Source organism: Paraburkholderia sp. MM5384-R2, assembly GCF_014201025.1.
Taxonomy (GTDB): domain Bacteria; phylum Pseudomonadota; class Gammaproteobacteria; order Burkholderiales; family Burkholderiaceae; genus Paraburkholderia; species Paraburkholderia tuberum.
This window is the reverse complement of sequence record NZ_JACHDI010000003.1, coordinates 291,517-307,983: the sequence shown is the minus strand read 5'-3', so window position 1 is coordinate 307,983 and position 16,467 is coordinate 291,517. Positions and strand designations below refer to the sequence as shown.

Annotated in this window: 18 protein-coding genes, 1 tRNA gene and 2 pseudogenes; 10 read left to right on the top strand and 11 right to left on the bottom strand. The window is 62.5% G+C overall.

Features of this window, described 5'->3' with window-relative positions:
- Window positions 1–114 precede the first annotated feature (114 nt).
- A complete protein-coding gene (locus HDG37_RS07505) occupies window positions 115–516 on the bottom strand; it encodes a DUF4399 domain-containing protein (RefSeq protein WP_184045753.1) in 402 nt (133 codons plus the stop codon).
- Window positions 517–824: 308 nt separating this feature from the next.
- Between HDG37_RS07505 and HDG37_RS07500 the strand changes: the two genes are divergently transcribed.
- The 3 genes and pseudogenes from HDG37_RS07500 to HDG37_RS07490 form a co-directional block, all read left to right on the top strand.
- The gene (locus tag HDG37_RS07500) at window positions 825–1,016 is read left to right on the top strand and encodes a rubredoxin (protein ID WP_184009557.1); all 192 of its coding nucleotides are present in this window, start codon (window positions 825–827) and stop codon (window positions 1,014–1,016) included.
- 206 nt (window positions 1,017–1,222) lie between these two features.
- Window positions 1,223–1,297 (top strand) — tRNA-Arg (locus HDG37_RS07495).
- A gap of 161 nt (window positions 1,298–1,458) precedes the next feature.
- Window positions 1,459–2,028 (top strand): annotated as a pseudogene (locus HDG37_RS07490) (tyrosine-type recombinase/integrase); the annotation flags it as partial.
- Between the two features lie 116 nt (window positions 2,029–2,144).
- Here the strand turns inward: HDG37_RS07490 and HDG37_RS07485 are convergent.
- The 5 genes from HDG37_RS07485 to HDG37_RS07465 all read right to left on the bottom strand — a co-directional run bounded on the left by HDG37_RS07485 (window position 2,145) and on the right by HDG37_RS07465 (window position 5,214).
- Window positions 2,145–2,561, bottom strand: coding sequence for a DUF4279 domain-containing protein (locus HDG37_RS07485; protein WP_184045749.1), 417 nt, complete (start codon window positions 2,559–2,561; stop codon window positions 2,145–2,147).
- Between the two features lie 10 nt (window positions 2,562–2,571).
- Window positions 2,572–3,348 carry a hypothetical protein gene (locus HDG37_RS07480; protein WP_184045747.1) on the bottom strand — a complete coding sequence of 259 codons (777 nt, stop codon included), beginning with the start codon at window positions 3,346–3,348 and terminating at the stop codon, window positions 2,572–2,574.
- A gap of 919 nt (window positions 3,349–4,267) precedes the next feature.
- A complete protein-coding gene (locus HDG37_RS07475; RefSeq protein ID WP_184045745.1) occupies window positions 4,268–4,507 on the bottom strand; it encodes a hypothetical protein in 240 nt (79 codons plus the stop codon).
- Window positions 4,504–4,896, bottom strand: a complete 393-nt coding sequence (locus HDG37_RS07470; RefSeq protein ID WP_260332790.1) for a hypothetical protein — start codon at window positions 4,894–4,896, stop codon at window positions 4,504–4,506. Before HDG37_RS07470 ends, HDG37_RS07475 begins: the two co-directional genes overlap by 4 nt.
- Before the next feature lie 6 nt (window positions 4,897–4,902).
- On the bottom strand, window positions 4,903–5,214 hold the full coding sequence (locus tag HDG37_RS07465; protein ID WP_184045743.1) for a hypothetical protein: 312 nt from the start codon (window positions 5,212–5,214) through the stop codon (window positions 4,903–4,905).
- Between the two features lie 1,145 nt (window positions 5,215–6,359).
- On the opposite strand from HDG37_RS07465, the pseudogene HDG37_RS40005 reads away from it, so the two are divergent.
- Window positions 6,360–6,908, top strand: a pseudogene (locus HDG37_RS40005) (methyltransferase domain-containing protein); the annotation flags it as partial.
- 133 nt (window positions 6,909–7,041) lie between these two features.
- Complete coding sequence (locus HDG37_RS39105) at window positions 7,042–7,221, top strand: hypothetical protein (RefSeq protein ID WP_260332796.1); 180 nt, start codon at window positions 7,042–7,044, stop codon at window positions 7,219–7,221.
- Window positions 7,222–7,245: 24 nt separating this feature from the next.
- Here the strand turns inward: HDG37_RS39105 and HDG37_RS07455 are convergent, their stop codons facing one another.
- From HDG37_RS07455 to HDG37_RS07440, 4 genes are all read right to left on the bottom strand, one after another.
- Window positions 7,246–8,085 (bottom strand): hypothetical protein, encoded by an 840-nt coding sequence (locus tag HDG37_RS07455; RefSeq protein WP_184045742.1) that lies wholly within the window; start codon window positions 8,083–8,085, stop codon window positions 7,246–7,248.
- 270 nt (window positions 8,086–8,355) lie between these two features.
- Window positions 8,356–9,063, bottom strand: a complete 708-nt coding sequence (locus tag HDG37_RS07450) for a glutathione S-transferase C-terminal domain-containing protein (RefSeq protein WP_184045740.1) — start codon at window positions 9,061–9,063, stop codon at window positions 8,356–8,358.
- A gap of 129 nt (window positions 9,064–9,192) precedes the next feature.
- Window positions 9,193–9,414: a hypothetical protein gene (locus tag HDG37_RS07445; RefSeq protein ID WP_184045738.1), complete on the bottom strand. Its 222-nt coding sequence runs from the start codon at window positions 9,412–9,414 to the stop codon at window positions 9,193–9,195.
- A 229-nt stretch (window positions 9,415–9,643) separates the two neighbouring features.
- Window positions 9,644–9,835 (bottom strand): CsbD family protein, encoded by a 192-nt coding sequence (locus HDG37_RS07440; protein ID WP_184045736.1) that lies wholly within the window; start codon window positions 9,833–9,835, stop codon window positions 9,644–9,646.
- 203 nt (window positions 9,836–10,038) lie between these two features.
- Between HDG37_RS07440 and HDG37_RS07435 the strand changes: the two genes are divergently transcribed.
- From HDG37_RS07435 to HDG37_RS07415, 5 genes are all read left to right on the top strand, one after another.
- Entirely contained in the window at window positions 10,039–10,365 is a 327-nt protein-coding gene (locus HDG37_RS07435) for a hypothetical protein (RefSeq protein ID WP_184045734.1), read from the top strand.
- Between the two features lie 300 nt (window positions 10,366–10,665).
- A complete protein-coding gene (dcm, locus tag HDG37_RS07430; protein WP_184045732.1) occupies window positions 10,666–11,958 on the top strand; it encodes a DNA (cytosine-5-)-methyltransferase in 1,293 nt (430 codons plus the stop codon).
- Between the two features lie 30 nt (window positions 11,959–11,988).
- On the top strand, window positions 11,989–12,435 hold the full coding sequence (locus tag HDG37_RS07425; RefSeq protein WP_184045730.1) for a very short patch repair endonuclease: 447 nt from the start codon (window positions 11,989–11,991) through the stop codon (window positions 12,433–12,435).
- Window positions 12,436–12,676: 241 nt separating this feature from the next.
- On the top strand, window positions 12,677–13,180 hold the full coding sequence (locus HDG37_RS07420; protein WP_018419796.1) for a YbhB/YbcL family Raf kinase inhibitor-like protein: 504 nt from the start codon (window positions 12,677–12,679) through the stop codon (window positions 13,178–13,180).
- A 117-nt stretch (window positions 13,181–13,297) separates the two neighbouring features.
- Window positions 13,298–14,716: an MFS transporter gene (locus HDG37_RS07415; protein ID WP_184045728.1), complete on the top strand. Its 1,419-nt coding sequence runs from the start codon at window positions 13,298–13,300 to the stop codon at window positions 14,714–14,716.
- A gap of 155 nt (window positions 14,717–14,871) precedes the next feature.
- Here the strand turns inward: HDG37_RS07415 and otsA are convergent, their stop codons facing one another.
- The gene (gene otsA, locus HDG37_RS07410) at window positions 14,872–16,299 is read right to left on the bottom strand and encodes an alpha,alpha-trehalose-phosphate synthase (UDP-forming) (protein ID WP_184045726.1); all 1,428 of its coding nucleotides are present in this window, start codon (window positions 16,297–16,299) and stop codon (window positions 14,872–14,874) included.
- Between the last annotated feature and the right edge of the window lie 168 nt (window positions 16,300–16,467).

The window sequence follows — 16,467 nt, the reverse complement described above, 5'->3', positions numbered from 1 at the left end:
GGTCGCAGGTATGCCGGGCGGGAACATCCGTGCGATGAAGCGCGCGACACAGCGTGCAACGCGATCGGCGCGGGCCGGCGACGCGCGCGCCGGGCCGGCCTTTCAAGCAGTTGCTTACTTGACGTGCACCGTGATCGTCTTGCTCATCTCCGGCCCATACGAGCGATGCGCGCCGTCGCCGAATTGCAGCGTCAGCGTATGGTCGCCCGGCGGCAGCGTCAGATCGGTTTCAGTCTGGCCTTTGCCGAAGTGCAGCGACTTGTCGGTCGCGGGGACGACCTCGCCCTTCGGCAGCGGCTTGCCGTCGATCAGCAGGTGATGATGCCCGGTGCCGTCCGTCAGCGTGCCGGCGGGCGCGATCTTCATGCCGTCGAGGCCAAACACGACGTGCACCGGATTGGTGACGGTCGCGCCGTCCGCCGGTTGCACGAAGGTCACGCCCTCCGCCTGCGCCACACCTGACCCGGCGAGTAGCCAAGCCGCCGCGACGCCGACCAACCATCGGTTTTTAAACATCGTCTTCTCCTTTGGAAACGAAACCCGGCGATGCGTCGCCGCCAGCGGCCTCGCCCGAGACCGATCGTCGCAACACGTGCGAAGCGAGCGCCGCATCTGTCCAATCAAATAGCTTGCAGGTCAAAGCGTACACGGCTTGTGTGACGAGGCCCATCGCGCGAACCCGGGCTCGCCGCAGAGGCGTTGGGGCGGCGCCGCATCGGTCGTCTGCGGTTGATTTGACAAATTCCGGTAATATTGCGGGTCGCCGCGCCGCCCCATAAAGGGGCAGAGCAAGCCGGCCATTGCATTGAACGAGAGAGCGTGTCGTGAGCGAAGTAATCGAAGTGACGGAATTCAAGAGCTGGGTCTGCCTGATTTGCGGTTGGATCTACAACGAGGAAGACGGGCTGCCCGAAGAAGGCATCGCACCGGGCACGCGTTTCGCCGACATTCCGGAAGACTGGCGCTGCCCGCTGTGCGACGTGGGCAAGGCGGAGTTCGCGGTGGTGGAGTTTTGACAGTGAGATGAGCTTCGGGCGATAGGCGCGGTTACGTGCGCTTCGCCAGATGCTCAGGTGGTTTGCGCGGCCCGGCAGGCGATGTCTGCGGGGCCGTTTGTTTTTGCGGGATTTGTGCGAGGCGCGGGCGGCCCCTGGCTTGGCTCTCCTTTTGCCCGCGCCGGTTTGATATACTCTGCGCTCGCCGATCTGTCCGGCTCGGTCCTCTCCCTGTAGTTCAATGGATAGAACAAGTGCCTCCTAAGCGCTAGATACAGGTTCGATTCCTGTCAGGGGGACCATAGATGCTCCAAGCGACGCCCAAGTTTTACAAGAAAACCCCGCAAAGCCATGTGCTGCGGGGTTTTTTGTTTCCAGCGTCGCCAATCATTGCCAATTGACAGCCAGAATATTCGGGGGTATCTCTGGGGGTGCGTAACAGATACCCGAAAGAGATACCCCCATGCCGCTTACCGATACCACTATCAAGAACGCCAAGCCTGATGCGAAGCCGCAAAAGCTGTTCGACGGCGGCGGCCTGTTCCTGTTCGTCAAGTCGACGGGGCAGAAATACTGGCGACTCAAATATCGGATTGCCGGAAAAGAAAAGCTGCTCGCGCTGGGCGTCTACCCTGATGTATCGCTGGTGGCGGCGCGAAAAAAGCGCGACGAAGCCCGCGAACTGCTGGCGGCTGGCATCGACCCGGGCGAGGCAAGGAAAGACGACAGGCGCACCGCACGGCTCAACGCGGAAAGCTCGTTCGAAGCAGTGGCGCGAGAGTGGTTTGAGGCGCAGCGCGGCGGACGGACGGCGAGCTATGCGGACAAGGTTATCGCGTCGCTGGAGGGTGACGTATTCCCGACCCTTGGCGGCCGCCCTATTGCTGCGATCGAGGCGCATCGCCTCGTGGAAGCGCTTCGGGCCGTCGAAGCGCGAGGCGTGCGCGAGACGGCAAAACGCATCTTGCAACGTAGCCGAGGGGTATTCCAGTTCGGAATAATGACGGGGCGATGCACGCGCAGACGCGCCGCCAGATTTCCCGTTCCCCCGTTTGGGGGAGCGGCGTCGAACTGGCAGCCGGGAAAGACGGGCACAAAAAAGCCGACTCGCGAGGGTCGGCTTCTGCGTTTGGGCCGGCTCACGCCGCGCTATCGGTACTCGTCAATCTCGACCGTGCCGCCCATCGCTTCCATCAGGGTGCGGATATCGTCGGGCACATCGGGCACGCGGTCGCCGCTCTCGTTGTACCAGTAACAGAAGAAGCGCATCCGAAGTCCCTTGTCTGCGAGCAGTTGGCCAAGTTCCGCTCTCGGCAGATTCAGGCGCCCAATCAGGTAACGCAAATGCGGCTCAAGTGAATCGCTACGAACTGCGCCCTCACTGCGCACGCCCCAAAGGCCAACGCGGCCCGGCGCGCTGCTCGGTCGCCCAGACGGTGTGGTGAACGGCTGTCCCTTGGTAATCGCTGTATCCGGCTTGATGTCGAAATACGCCGTCCAAAAGGCTGGCTCCAATGAGTCGCCGGATATGTAAAAGGTCGCGTGCGCAAGTTGGTGATCTGCCATTGGAGCGGCCTCAGTTTGCCCAGTCATGAAAATTTCCGATGTGGTTACCATTAAAGTACACGTCGCCGTTGTCATGCCAGATGACGTTATCGGCTGGCCCCAAGCCATTGCCTGGCTTGAACCTGTGCAAGATAGCCCCAAACGTCTTGCGGTCATACCCCAGCATCTTCGCCGCGTAGTTTGGGTTGTTCGTGCTCGCGGCGAGTTCAACGACATCGCCGCTCAACGCATCAGGCACATACTCAAACGGCTGCGCGTCGCCGAGCAGCGTTGAGGCGCCTCTATCGCTAGCTCTGGCTGCGCGGGCAGCGTTCAGTTGGGTTTGCCAGGTGGCCGGATCGTACTGCACAGACAGAATGGTTTCGCCGTTCGCCTGACTGCCGGCCTTCACTACGGGATTCATTAACGGCGTGCTGCTGTACGGTGACGGAAACAGGCCGTGACGCGGACCTTTAACGGCAAGCAGTTTGCCCCGGCGAAGCTCTTCGAGAAGCGCAACGATGACCCACCAGCCATCGGCGTCAGGATCGCGGTCCCGGACCCTATGAAAAAACAGCCAGCTGCGGCCAATGAGATTCCTGACCAGCTTCCGGTCCTCCTCCCACTTCCTGCGATTCAGTGCGGCGATAGCAAGAAATTCCCGCGTCTCCGCCCTGGCCCTCTCAAGGTCTGCGGCCTTGCCGAGGCACGCTTTATAGTGCCTTTCGTCGCAGATGACATAACAGCCACCCGGTGGCCGCTGGCAGAACAGCTCCACGGAGTGCATTTCAAATACGGACAGGGACATTGGTGTGTCGATGGTCTATCTGAAGTCGCTGCCGGGGTTGACAGCAGTCAGATAATTACCGTGCGACAGGCAGTACGTACATGGGCGACCGCCCAAAATCTCCCTGGCTTTCGATGAAACAGAAAAAGGCGCCCCCAAGAACGTTGCGGTTTTTCGCGCCCGTAGCGCGGATGCTCGCGGGCAGCGACCGTACCGCCGGTCTATGACATTTCAAGCCGCGATCCACCTCCTGCACGTCACGAGCCGCCGAAGTCGCCCAAGGTCTAGCCGCCGGGCGCACAAGCAGGCCAAAACTGATCGCGACCGCAAGGTAATGCCCGCCGGTGCGGCGGTTCTACGGCGTATCGATCGCGGTGAGTGGGATGAGGCCGAGTTCCGGCAGATGATGGGCGGTGCGCTATCCCGGCCCGCTGACCGCGCGCTGTTCGATCTGGAATGAGCAGGCCACCATGGCAAGTGTCCGATGGTTGTCAACGCAACGTTGATCCATGGCCGCTTGCTTGTGGATAAACGGGGCAGCAAAAATAATTGGGGGTACTTTTGGGGGGTATCTGCAATGGCGATCGGCATGAAAAACCTTACTCAGTAACGCATTACGTCGACAATGTGAGATGTCAGGGACCAGATAGCTTCCCGGCGTTGCCCAGAAAAGTATTGGACATGGGCCCAATCTGCACTGACGAGTCGCCGCGAACGTGAGACGGTGCGGAGGCAGCGCGCAGAAATTCAGCGAGCTTCACCTGTTGCGGTTCGTCCCTCGCCAAAGTGGTCGGGCTGGCAGTGACGATGCGTTTGCGGCCAGCGCGTACCTCTCTACTCCCGGCGTCGCCGCAATATTCCGCTCGAGCATAGACCACGCAAAGGTTGCCGGCTCTCGACTGGATTTCGATTGCCACTAGCCCATCCATTCGTGCCCGCTCTAGCGGTACTCGTCAATCTCCACTGTGCCGCTCAGCACTTCTGGCAGTTCGTCCTCGTTGCCGTCGCCGGACAGCAGTTCGGAAAGCTCGTCTGCGCGTACCGCCCGCATCGCTTTCTCGATCTCCCTGTCGTATCGGCGGTCGTTCGGATCATGCCGGGCGTGCGCCTTACGCGCGTACTTCTGAACGAAGCAACCACGCTCGCCAGCGAGGCGGTCCCGCTTTCGTTTTGCGATCACGGGAGCCGAGGGCCACATGTTCCGCAGTCGGTCTCATGGACCTCAAGCGAGTCACACTCAATCGCGAGTTCGGCACCCAGAGTGGAATAGATGAAAACAAGCAGTGCGGCTTTCTTGTCGGTAAGTCGCTCTCCAGCTTCGAGCACAGCACTGGCCCGCGCGTGCTTCGCGTCGTCCGGGGCAACGATGTGAATGCCGTAGACGATATTCAGCAAGCCAAGATGCTCAACCGAAACACACGTCACGCCGTTGAACGTGACCAACGCGCGCCTGTTGGCAAGGTACAGGCCTAGCGTCAGCGTCCGGGGCTCGGTATTCGGGCCAATGACCACGCTGTCCAGATACCAATCGTGGAAATAGCCCCACGCCTTCAATATTTCATCCGTCATATCGATTTACCAAGGGAGTAAGGAGACCGGCGCGCCCTCGTCGCGGATGTAGCCGTCCCAATTGTGCGCGTGCGGATTTGGATTGCCGTGGTGCGCTTCAAGGTCAAAGTCCGCTGGCGGCGTGCCATTCGGCCCGAACTGACGCAACTGCGGCATCGTCCCCGGCATACTGGAGATCCACGTCCCCGGCGTGCCTTTGAACGGCATCCCGGCAACTTCATCTGCTGCGCCACCCGGCATGTCGGGCTGATAGTCGAACGCCTGCGCATCGCCAAGCGGCGTTGATACCGGCGTAGCGATGGTTCCATCCGGAAGCACGTACCGGGGCGGGCGAACCAGATGGCGAGATCATCGTCGGCGGCCAGTCGCGGAAGTACTGGACGCTGGAATGAACGCCCGGCACTCACCACAGGCAGCGAGCGCCTGAATAGCTGCGACGGCGTGACGGTCGCGTAGTACGGCCGGATCTTCTGCTCAATAGGCGCACCGCCTCCGCGCGACGTACGCGGCGTGGGCACGACTGCGATCACATCGCCACGTTCGACGGCGTTCTGTAGCGCCCGGGCGGTCTGCTCTGGAGCAGCGCTACTCGCGTATGCGCCACTGCGCGCGTTGCGCATGAATTCGACGAGCCGCGCTAGCTGACGTCTGTCGCGCGTGAGTTCCCGCAGTCCTGCCGAGGTAATGAGCTGGCGGCCGGCGCGCGCCTCGTTGCTCAGGGCATTACCGTGATACTCATGTCGCGTGTAGAGCGTGCAGCGCCGATGCGTTCCGACGTCGAAGTCAATCGCCATCTGTCTGTAATCCCATCAACTTGTGCCTCCTCCAAAAGCGATTTGAAGAGGCTATGTAGCACAAAGCCGGGAACGGAGCGACAGATCCGACACAATCGTTGACACTCGTCCCTGCGCCGGTCCGCCATGCGTCACCACGCACGGCCGTGCGCGCGCCGAGGCGCCAAAAAGGCCGGACGAAAAACCGGACTTGCAAGGATTCCTCCAAGGAGGAGACGAGTCTAGATGCTGCTGAATGCAGAGCAGCACTGAGGCGGCGAAGCGGCGAAAAACTACTCCCTTATGTGACGCCGGATATGAAGCGGCCCCGCTTTAGGGGCTATACAAGCAAATCAATCGCCCGGCGATCGATTGCGCGACATCTAAGTCACACAGGAATCGCACCCGTTTTTCCTCAGGAGACCGATTCTAGGGGCACAGGTGGGGGGCACAAAAAATCGAAAACTCCCCGCAAACACCGCCAGCCTTGACGTATAAATTCTGTCAGGGGGACCAACCGCCACCGGTGCTCTTAAAAGCCCCGCACACCTTGCGCTGCGGTGCTTTTTGTTGCCGATCCGCCTTCCAGGCAAACCACCCGTTCGACAACCCCGGAAAATCAGGCCGCTCCCGGAAATCTCAGATCGCTATAATCGGCGAGCCGACTTCGAAACGTTTCCGAGGACCGACATGGATCAAGCGCTTGAATGCGTTACCGCGTTGAATTTTTGTGAGCAGGCCTATCTCGCCGCAAATCCGGACGTCGCGGAGGCCGTCAGGCTCGGCGCATTACGATCGGGAAGATCGCATTTCGAAGTTTTCGGAAGCGCCGAAAGTCATCGCAGGCAAGATGCACAGGTGGCGGCCCAATCCAGGCAGGAACGAAGAAAAAGAATAACGTCTGTCCTTCGCACTGATATGCCATTTAGAGACGACGGAAAATATTTCGATTTTTTGTCGCCCGATCTGCGCTCCCAGTTCGACATTTACGACTCGGACCTGGCCGGAAGCAATCTGTACGATCAGGATGCACTGAGTATGATCGAGCGCCATCCGTCGGGGATCATTCTGGATTGTGGGGCCGGCAGCCGTCCTGCGATCTACGAAAACGTGATCAATTTCGACATCACCAACTATCCATCCACCGATGTGCGAGGTGTCGGCGAAGTTCTGCCATTCAAAGATGCATCGTTCGATGGCCTTCTGTCGTTGAATGTCCTCGAACATGTGAAGGACCCATTCACTGGCGCCAAAGAGATTCTTCGCGTGTTGAAGCCAGGAGGCGATCTGGTCGTGGTGGTTCCGCTCACTCAACCTACTCACGGCTACCCGCATCACTACTACATCGGCCATCTGGTCGATTTACTGGATCATGAGCGAATGGGCCGATGGTCTCGACGAGAATGCGCTGAAGGAATTCAAGGCGCTCACGGTCGAAGAAATTCTGCAAGGACCGCCGACGTTGCTGGATCGATCGTTTGTGAAGCAGCTAAGCGCAAAAAAGAATCTCGACATTGCGAGTTCGACGACGGTGATCGCGAAACGCGTTTGAGACGACGCCAGTCCAGCGGCTCCATTATTTTTGCATCGGCCGACGGATACTTTGCTCGTATATCGAAGGATCGACGACGTTCATCTGATCCTTTGGGCGTTCACCAAAAACTCGCTCGAAGTCCTCGGGACCCAGAATGTCAGCAGCGTCGTGGAGAAAAGACGAATAGGCCTGGTTCAGCTCCGAGGCGGACGGAACATCGCCGCCCTGCGGGGCAGGTTGCAAACGCTCGACCCGCACCATGAATGCGCGTCGATGATTCATCAACGACTTGATTTTCGCATCCGCGTCGGGACCCTTCAAAGTCGCCTGAAGATGCTCCTGAAAATCGTCGACATCGGATTCCTGATGTCCTGGCTTCATCGCATCACTCCCGCTTGGTGTCGAGCACTGAATCTTCTTGCTCGCCCATGCAGCATGCTGCTTGCCGTATGGTCCGAAGATCGCGATGCTCAACCAGTAGCCCCTCGACATGCGGACGGTAGCTGGAGCCGCTCCACCGCTGCCGGTCGCCCAAAGAATCTGGTTTGACAGCTGATGGCATACACCATCGCGACCATAGCTGAAGATCGTTCCACGAGCGGCCGGATCGATGTTCGAGTCCACATCGGGCTTACATAGACAACTAGCATAAAGCAGATTTGCCGCGCCGGAAGCCAAAAAACCATCCGCACTGACCGGCGTCCCACCTCGGGCGTGGAAGCCGCCCCAGCTGTACCAATAGTGCTCGCCCGCGATCAGGACGTCCGCCAGCGCTGGGTAAATCTTCACGCGGCTGTCGTAGGTCGTCACCCATGTATGGTCGACCACGGAATCCTGGAAATACGCCGGAACGGACCACGCGAACAATGTAACGGCGCTCATTGCTTCACCTTTTCGTCCGGTCGCATCACAGCGCTGTCGCGCGATTCTCGCCCGACAAGCCGGTAAGAACTTTACTCACCTCAAAGGTTATACGCGCTCAGCGGTCTTAATTTCAAGGACACGAAAAACCGTCGAAGCACCAGAAACGACGACAGCGCATGCCAGGCGCTCACGCGCGGAAAAACACGGACGAGCCAGCCATGCGCGGCGACGATGCCGTCGGTATGAAACGCGACGACGCCCAGCGCGGCGAGCGCGCGCAACAGGCCATCAACCCGGCCGCTGCGGAATATTCAGGCCGCGCACCACCGCCGGACGCTCGACGAACGCCGCCAGCACGCGCCGCACGTTCGGGAAGTCCTGAATGCCGACCAGTTCTCCCGCCTCATAGAAGCCGACCAGATTGCGCACCCAGGGGAAGATCGCGATATCGGCAATCGAATACTGATCGCCCATCACCCATGAGCGCCCTTCCAGGCGCTGCTCCAGCACGCCGAGCAGCCGCTTCGATTCGGCGATGTAGCGATCGCGCGGACGCTTGTCTTCGTACTCCCTGCCGGCGAATTTGTGGAAGAAGCCGACCTGGCCGAACATCGGACCGATGCCGCCCATCTGGAACATCACCCACTGGATCGTCTCGTAGCGCCCGGCGGCGTCCCGCGGGATCAGCCGGCCGCTTTTATCGGCGAGATAAATCAGGATCGCGCCCGATTCGAACAGCGACAGCGGTTTGCCGTCGGGACCGTTCGGATCGAGGATCGCCGGAATCTTGTTGTTCGGGTTCAACGACAGAAACGCCGGCGTCATCTGATCGTTGGTATCGAAGCGCACCAGATGTGGCTCGTACGGCAAGCCGGTTTCCTCGAGCATGATCGAGATTTTTACGCCATTGGGCGTCGGCAGCGAATAGAGCTGAATCCGGTCCGGATGCTCGGCCGGCCATTTCTTCGTGATCGCGAAAGCGGATAAATCGGTCATGGGTTCGGGTCGCCCTATGGGACAGAAATTGCAAGACCGCCCAATATAAACCGACTCGCCGCAACGCGTGCGAGGCCGCGTGAAGACCCTACAAACGCTGCGGCAACAGCGCCGTTCGCGATCGGCGGTTCACCACAAGTCCTTCGTCGCCGTACCCGCGCGCACGTTGAAGCCCTCGCGCCACAGCGCCGCGCCGACCGTCAGCAGCAGCGTCTTTTCGGTGCCGTCGAGCAGTTCCCACGCGGCCGCGAGCCAAGTCGCGAAGTTCGCGCAGGTCGCTTCGAGATCGGGCGGCGCCTTGCCTTCCAAATACTGCCGTTCAAACATCGAAAGTATCTTTTCGGGTGTCATTGGCGCGACCTCCTGATGGGATTGCGCCAAGTCTAAAGGGCTCGCAGCGCGTGCGGAATGCCGATCATCGCGATCACGGGTTACTCCCAGGCCGGCCGCCGCGCCAACGTCAGCCGTGAGCCAACTGGTGAAATCGGACGCGTCGTGTCCGACCTGCGCCGTACAAAAAGCAAAGGCGCCGCGACGATCGCGACGCCTCCGCCGTTACGGCAACCTGCATCGAACGGGTTCAGTGACGACCGCGCTTTGCATCGTCCCTGGCGTCTTCCTTCGCATCGCCATAGGCCTTCTGCACCTTGCCGGCGCCCTGCTGCAGGTCGCCCTTGAGTTCCTTCGCAGGGTCGTTCGTGGTCTTGCCGACGGCCTCGTTGACCTTGCCCTTGACCTGCTCGCCAACGCCCTTCACTTGATCCTTGTTCATGCTCGGCTCCCATATGCGTAGTCGACGGAAATGCCGGCGCGGTATTGCGCCGGTGCGTGGGAAGCAGCAACGGCTGTTCCTGGGAGCTGCTGCGCGCGCCGGGCCGCGGCACCGACGAACGCCGACGCGCGATCGGGCAAATTTTTTATCAAAAGGCCTAAAGTCTCGCCGCGCACCGCCGTAAATGCGCTCAGGGAGGAGTCATGGACCGCACGGAGACTACGATTTCGGGATCATCGCAAGCTGCGTTGATCGATCACGACATCGCGCACATCGCGCGGGTGATGCACGTATCGCTGCGCGGCGATTTCGGCGGTCCGATCCTGCCAGCCACCTATTGGCGCAAACGACTGACCGCGCTGGTCGACAGCGGCCAGCTTTCTACCGCCCAATTGGACAAAGTCGACAGCCTGCTGCTGCAACTCGATCGGCTGGCCTCGACGCCGCTGCCCGAATGGGAACGCTTCGCGCCCGCGCCGACCTCGCGATGCGAGCCGGCTGACCCGGTGAAGAAGGTGAAGTCGGCCTGAGCGCATCCGCCCCACCCGCTGCACCCGCACGCGTGGCGCCAAGCCGGCACGCGGCTCGTCTTGCGTGCCGCAAAAAAAGCGGCCGGGCACGAGGTCGCGGCCGCCAACACACGTCGCAACGCCGGAAAACAGCGTCACGGGACGAGCGTATATCCGCATTCGTGACAGGCATGGTTCGCCGCAGACAAACGCAGCGGCACGACGTATCGCGAAAAATTCCTGATCAATCGGCGCCGACAATAGGGAAAAGGGACGACCTTAGGTCATAATGTCCGCAAAAATTCCCAGCAAGGACGCCACGTGACCCTCGCCGCCCCGTTCGACCTGCTCAAGCAGGCGCGCGCCCGTTTCACCCAACGCGAAATCGCAGCCCATGTCGGCAAGGACATCAAGACGGTGCGTCGCTGGGAAAAAGGTGAAACGCCTTGTCCCGCGATGCTGGAACCCGCGTTGCGCGATCTGCTGCGGCAAGGCGCGGGTGAGGCGCAACACGCGGGCGACGCGGCGCGCTTCCGCTTCATCGATCTGTTCGCGGGTATCGGCGGCATTCGCATGGGCTTCGAGGCGCACGGCGGCGAATGCGTGTTCACCAGCGAGTGGAACGAGTTCTCGACGCGGACTTATCGCGAGAATCACGGCGACAACTCCGCGAGCGGCGGCGCGCACGCGCTGATCGGCGACATCGTCACGTTTCCCGCCGAGGACGTGCCGAGCCACGACGTGCTGCTCGGCGGCTTTCCGTGCCAGCCGTTTTCGATCGCCGGCGTCAGCAAGAAAAACGCGCTTGGCCGGCCGCACGGCTTCGAATGCACGACCCAGGGCACGCTGTTTTTCGACGTCGCGCGCATCATCGCCGCGAAGCGCCCCGCCGCGTTCCTGCTCGAAAACGTTAAGAACCTGCTGTCGCACGACAAGGGCCGCACCTTCGACGTGATCCTGCAAACGCTGCGCGACGAGCTCGGCTACGAGGTGCACTACCGCGTGATCGATGGCCAGCATTTCACGCCTCAGCATCGCGAGCGCATCATCATGGTGGGCTTTCGCGGCAAGACCGGGTTCACATGGGACGACCTGCGCCTGCCCGAACAGGGTCCGCGGCTCGGCGCGATCCTGCATCGCACGGACGGCACGGACCCGGTGCTGCCGTGGGACCACGACCGCTTCTTCGACCACACCGCGCGCCGCGTGCAGCCGAAGTACACGCTCACCCCGAAGCTGTGGGCGTATCTGCAAAACTACGCGGCCAAGCATCGTGCGGCGGGCAACGGCTTCGGTTTCGGCATGGCCTATCCGGACAGCGTGACGCGCACGCTGTCGGCGCGCTATCACAAGGACGGCTCCGAAATTCTCGTCTATCAGGGCGAGGCGCTGCGCCCGCGTCGCCTGACGCCGCGCGAATGCGCGCGACTGATGGGCTTTCCCGACACCTTCAGGATTCCGGTCAGCGATACGCAGGCCTACCGGCAGTTCGGCAACAGCGTCGTGATGCCGGTGATGCGCGAAGTGGCGCGTATCATGCTGCCGCATGTGCAAACCCTGCTTGCCCACCCGACCCGCGATGCGTCGAAACACTCCCTGCCGCTCGACGCGTGAGCGGCCGCGCGACCCGTTGGCCCGCTGACGATGGTCGATATCGTCGATAGCGCGACGCGCAGCCGGATGATGTCCGGCATTCGCGGCCGCAACACCAAGCCGGAGATCCTGATCCGCAGCCTGCTGCATCGGCGGGGCCTGCGCTTCCGGCTCGACGCGCGCGATCTGCCCGGCCGCCCCGACATCGTGCTGCCGCGCTATCGCGCGGTGGTGCTCGTGCATGGCTGCTTCTGGCATGGCCACGACTGTCATCTGTTCAAATGGCCGCAGACGCGGCCCGACTTCTGGCGCGACAAGATCGGCCGCAATCGCAGCAACGACGACAAGGTGCGCGCCGCGCTGCTCGCGAGCGGCTGGCGCGTCGCGGTCGTGTGGGAATGCGCTTTGCGGGGCGCGAATCGCGATATCGCGGGCGTGATCGAGCGGCTCGTCGCGTGGATCGGAAGCGACGCGCCGGAGTTGGAGGAACGCGGCTGAAAACCGCGCGCGACCTGCCCGGCTCGCGCGGGTCTCGCGGCCGCTGGTGCTACACTCGAAAGGCTCACCCGGCGCGCTTTCGAGATGCCTTCGAGGCACGCTTCGGCGGCGTTTTCCGGGTGCTTTCCGGCGCTTTCGCGGCACGTCCTCACGCGCTTCGGTATGCCACGAGATGCGCCTCGCCCGCCGCGACATCGCGAACTCCGACGATCCCAGAACCAATCAACAAGGGAGGCACATCATGGCTGACTTCCGTCTCTGGTCCGACGATTTTCCCACCAACGGCTTCATGCCGAGGGCCCACGAGTACAACGACAAGGCGTTCGGCGGCGACGGCGAAAACATCTCGCCGTCGCTGCAATGGGAAGCGCCGCCCGCGGACACGCAAAGCTTCGCGCTCACCGTTCACGATCCCGACGCGCCGACCGGCAGCGGCTTCTGGCATTGGGTCGTCGTGAACATTCCGGCCGACGCGCGCTCGCTGCCGCGCAACGCCGGCAAGGCCGACGGCTCGCTGCTGCCGCAGGGCGCGATGCAGGTGCGCAACGACTATGGGACGGTCGGCTTCGGCGGCGCCGCGCCGCCGCGCGGCGATCGCACGCATCGCTATATCTTCCGGCTGCATGCGCTGAAAGTGCCGCATCTGCCGGTCAGCGCGGAAACCACCAACGCGGTCGCGCGCTTCATGACGCACCTGAACGAAATCGATTCGACGACCCACACGGGCCTTTACGAACTCAAATAACGCACGCGCGGCGCCGGCGCCCGGTAACGCCGGCGCCGCGCCGACCGATACGCCCGCAGCGGCCAGCGCGTGAGCCGCGCACAGGCGCGCCAACATCTCCGACAAATCAAACAATCGATGCACGCACCCTCCCCGCGCACGGACGGCTCGACGCCCTCCACTTCCCGCTTCGAAGGCAAGGAACTGGGCCTACCGGTCCCACAACGCTACTGGGCGATGCTCGTCATCGCGCTCTCGCTGACGCTCGCGGTGCTCGACAGCGCGATCGCCAACGTCGCGCTGCCGACGATCGCGCGCAACCTCAATGCGAGCGCCGCCGCGTCGATCTGGGTCGTCAACGCGTATCAGCTCGCGATCACGATCTCGCTGCTGCCGCTCGCGTCGCTCGGCGACCGCATCGGCTACCGGCGCATTTATCTGTCGGGCCTGATCCTGTTCACGGTCGCGTCGTTCGGTTGCGCGCTGTCGAACTCGCTGGCGACGCTCGCGCTCGCGCGAGTGGTCCAGGGCTTCGGCGCGGCCGGCATCATGAGCGTGAACACCGCGATCGTGCGCATGATCTATCCGCCCAGCCAGCTCGGGCGCGGCGTCTCGATCAACGCGATGGTGGTGGCGGTGTCGTCGGCGGTCGGGCCGACGGTCGCCTCGGGCGTGCTCGCGATCGCGAGCTGGCCGTGGCTGTTCGCGATCAACGTGCCGATCGGGATTGCGGCGATCGTCGGCGGCTTCAAGGCGCTGCCGATGAACCCCGGCCACGAATCCCCGTATGACTATCTGAGCGCGGTGATGAACGCGCTCGTGTTCGGCCTGCTGATTTTCGCGGTCGACGGCCTCGGCCACGGCGAGCGTTTCGGCTACGTGACGCTCGAGGCGCTCGGAGCGCTGGTCATCGGCTACTTCTTCGTGCGTCGCCAGCTGACGCGGCCCGCCCCGCTGCTGCCGATCGACCTGCTGCGGATTCCGGTGTTCGCGCTGTCGATCGGCACGTCGGTCTGCTCGTTCTGCGCGCAGATGCTCGCGTTCGTGTCGCTGCCGTTCCTGCTGCAGGAAACGCTCGGCATGTCGCAGGTCGAAACGGGTCTTTTGATGACGCCGTGGCCCGCGATCATCATCATCGCGGCACCCATTGCCGGCGTGCTGTCGGACAGGATATCGGCCGGCTGGCTCGGCGGCGTCGGGCTCGCCGCGATGACGGTCGGCCTGCTGCTGCTCGCGACGCTCGGGCCTCACCCGGACGCGCTGCAGATTTCGTGGCGCATGGCGCTGTGCGGCGCGGGCTTCGGCATCTTCCAGTCGCCGAACAATCGCACGATGCTGTCGTCCGCGCCGCGCGAACGCAGCGGCGGCGCGAGCGGCATGCTCGGCACCGCGCGCCTGACCGGGCAAACGCTCGGCGCGGCGCTGGTCGCGCTGATCTTCGGCGTCGCGCCGCAGAGCGGGACAATCATCGCGCTGTATGTGGCCGCGGGGTTCTCGGCGGTCGCGGCGGTCGTCAGCACGATGCGGGTCACGCAGAAGGCGGCGCAGCCGGCCTGAGGGGTGTGGCCGTTACGCGCGCAAGACATGCACGATAAAAGGCGCGCATCGCACGAGGCGATGCACGCCTTTTCGCCTTGATCTTCCCTGTCACTCCATGCACGACGTGAGCGGCACACACGCGCCGCCCGCCCGCGCGGGCCGCGCCTGTCGGCTCAGGGCGATGCCGTCACGTCAGCGAGCTTTACCGCTTTGGCCGTCACCGAAGACGCGGTCGCGACGTGGCGCAGATCATCGAGCAACGTATCGCGCCACACCGACAGGTTGCTCTCGCGCATCGGCTCCATCATGTCCGCATGACGCGCCTGACGTTCGGCGAGCGGCATCGCTAATGCGCGTTCGAGCGCTTCGGCCATCTGCGACAGATCGAACGGATTGACGACGAGCGCGCCCGGCAGCTGCTCGGCCGCGCCCGCGAATTGCGACAGCACGAGCACGCCCGGATCGGCCGGATCCTGCGACGCGACGTACTCCTTGGCCACCAGATTCATGCCGTCGCGCAGCGGCGTCACATAGCCGACCTGCGACTGGCGGAACAGCGCCATCAGCAGATTGCGCTCGTACTTGCGGTTCAGATACTGGATCGGCGTCCAGTCGAGCTGCGCGAACCGGCCGTTGATGCGGCCCGCCTCGCCTTCGAGCGTATGCCGGATGCGCTGATAGGTCTGCACGTCGGCGCGGGTCGGCGGCGCGATCTGCACGAGCGACACGCGGCCGTGCCAGCCGGGCGCGTTCTGCAACAGCCGCTCGAATGCCTGGAAGCGCTCGACCAGCCCCTTCGAATAATCGAGCCGGTCGACGCTCATGATCAGCTTGCGCCCGCGCATGCCGTCGCGCAGGCTGCGCACCGCCTTGCGGTCGGTGAACTGCTCGGCGGCCTTCGCGATCGCGTCGGGATAGATGCCGATCGGGTACGCGCCGACCTTCAGGAAGCGGTCGTACGCGTGCACCATGCCGTCTTCGCTCGACGTGCCATGGTGACCGCGCTCGATATAGTCGACGAACGACTGGCGATCCGCCTCGGTCTGAAAGCCGATCACGTCGTAGCTGCACATCGCCTTGACGAGTTCTTCATGCGGCGGAATCGTGCGCAACACTTCGGGCACCGGAAACGGAATGTGCAGGAAAAAGCCGATCGGGTTCTTCACGCCGAGCTCGCGCAGGCAGCGCGCGAACGGCAGCAGATGGTAGTCGTGCACCCAGATGATGTCGCTGGGCTTGAGCAGTTCCTTGAGCTGCCTGGCGAGCGTCGCGTTGACGCGCTGGTAGCCCGCATAGTCCTCGCGGTCGTAGCGGGACAGGTCGTTGCGATAGTGGAAGGTCGGCCACAACGTGGTGTTCGAAAAACCGCGGTAGTACTCGTCGTAATCGCGCTTGGTGAGGCCCACAGTCGCGTAGGTGACGTTGCCCTGCTTCTCGATCACGGGCGCGGATGGCTCGCTGACCGTTTCGCCGCTCCAGCCGAACCAGACGCCGCCGGTCTCCTTCAGTGCGTCCAGCACGCCGATCGCGAGGCCGCCCGCTGCCGGACGCGCTTCCTGAATCGGTGCGACACGATTCGATACCACGATCAATCTGCTCATTAGTGCTCCATTGTTTCGTTGTATGCGGAATTGCGCCAAAACGGTGCATGCAATCATCGTGCCGATATATGAGATACCGGAATAAAGTTGTATGGAAATGTGACAAACGAGCGAATCCCCGCAATCATCACGGATGGCGAAGAAAATTTTTCTGTTAAATCCGATGAA

What these genes read in the sequence shown, in the direction of transcription:
- HDG37_RS07505 (WP_184045753.1), bottom strand. Translation starts at nt 516, where the DNA reads ATGTTTAAAAACCGATGGTTGGTCGGCGTCGCGGCGGCTTGGCTACTC.
- HDG37_RS07485 (WP_184045749.1), bottom strand. Translation starts at nt 2,561, where the DNA reads ATGGCAGATCACCAACTTGCGCACGCGACCTTTTACATATCCGGCGAC.
- HDG37_RS07480 (WP_184045747.1), bottom strand. Translation starts at nt 3,348, where the DNA reads ATGTCCCTGTCCGTATTTGAAATGCACTCCGTGGAGCTGTTCTGCCAG.
- HDG37_RS07470 (WP_260332790.1), bottom strand. Translation starts at nt 4,896, where the DNA reads ATGACGGATGAAATATTGAAGGCGTGGGGCTATTTCCACGATTGGTAT.
- HDG37_RS39105 (WP_260332796.1), top strand. Translation starts at nt 7,042, where the DNA reads ATGAGCGAATGGGCCGATGGTCTCGACGAGAATGCGCTGAAGGAATTC.
- HDG37_RS07455 (WP_184045742.1), bottom strand. Translation starts at nt 8,085, where the DNA reads ATGAGCGCCGTTACATTGTTCGCGTGGTCCGTTCCGGCGTATTTCCAG.
- HDG37_RS07450 (WP_184045740.1), bottom strand. Translation starts at nt 9,063, where the DNA reads ATGACCGATTTATCCGCTTTCGCGATCACGAAGAAATGGCCGGCCGAG.
- HDG37_RS07445 (WP_184045738.1), bottom strand. Translation starts at nt 9,414, where the DNA reads ATGACACCCGAAAAGATACTTTCGATGTTTGAACGGCAGTATTTGGAA.
- HDG37_RS07440 (WP_184045736.1), bottom strand. Translation starts at nt 9,835, where the DNA reads ATGAACAAGGATCAAGTGAAGGGCGTTGGCGAGCAGGTCAAGGGCAAG.
- HDG37_RS07435 (WP_184045734.1), top strand. Translation starts at nt 10,039, where the DNA reads ATGGACCGCACGGAGACTACGATTTCGGGATCATCGCAAGCTGCGTTG.
- HDG37_RS07425 (WP_184045730.1), top strand. Translation starts at nt 11,989, where the DNA reads ATGGTCGATATCGTCGATAGCGCGACGCGCAGCCGGATGATGTCCGGC.
- HDG37_RS07420 (WP_018419796.1), top strand. Translation starts at nt 12,677, where the DNA reads ATGGCTGACTTCCGTCTCTGGTCCGACGATTTTCCCACCAACGGCTTC.
- HDG37_RS07415 (WP_184045728.1), top strand. Translation starts at nt 13,298, where the DNA reads ATGCACGCACCCTCCCCGCGCACGGACGGCTCGACGCCCTCCACTTCC.
- otsA (WP_184045726.1), bottom strand. Translation starts at nt 16,299, where the DNA reads ATGAGCAGATTGATCGTGGTATCGAATCGTGTCGCACCGATTCAGGAA.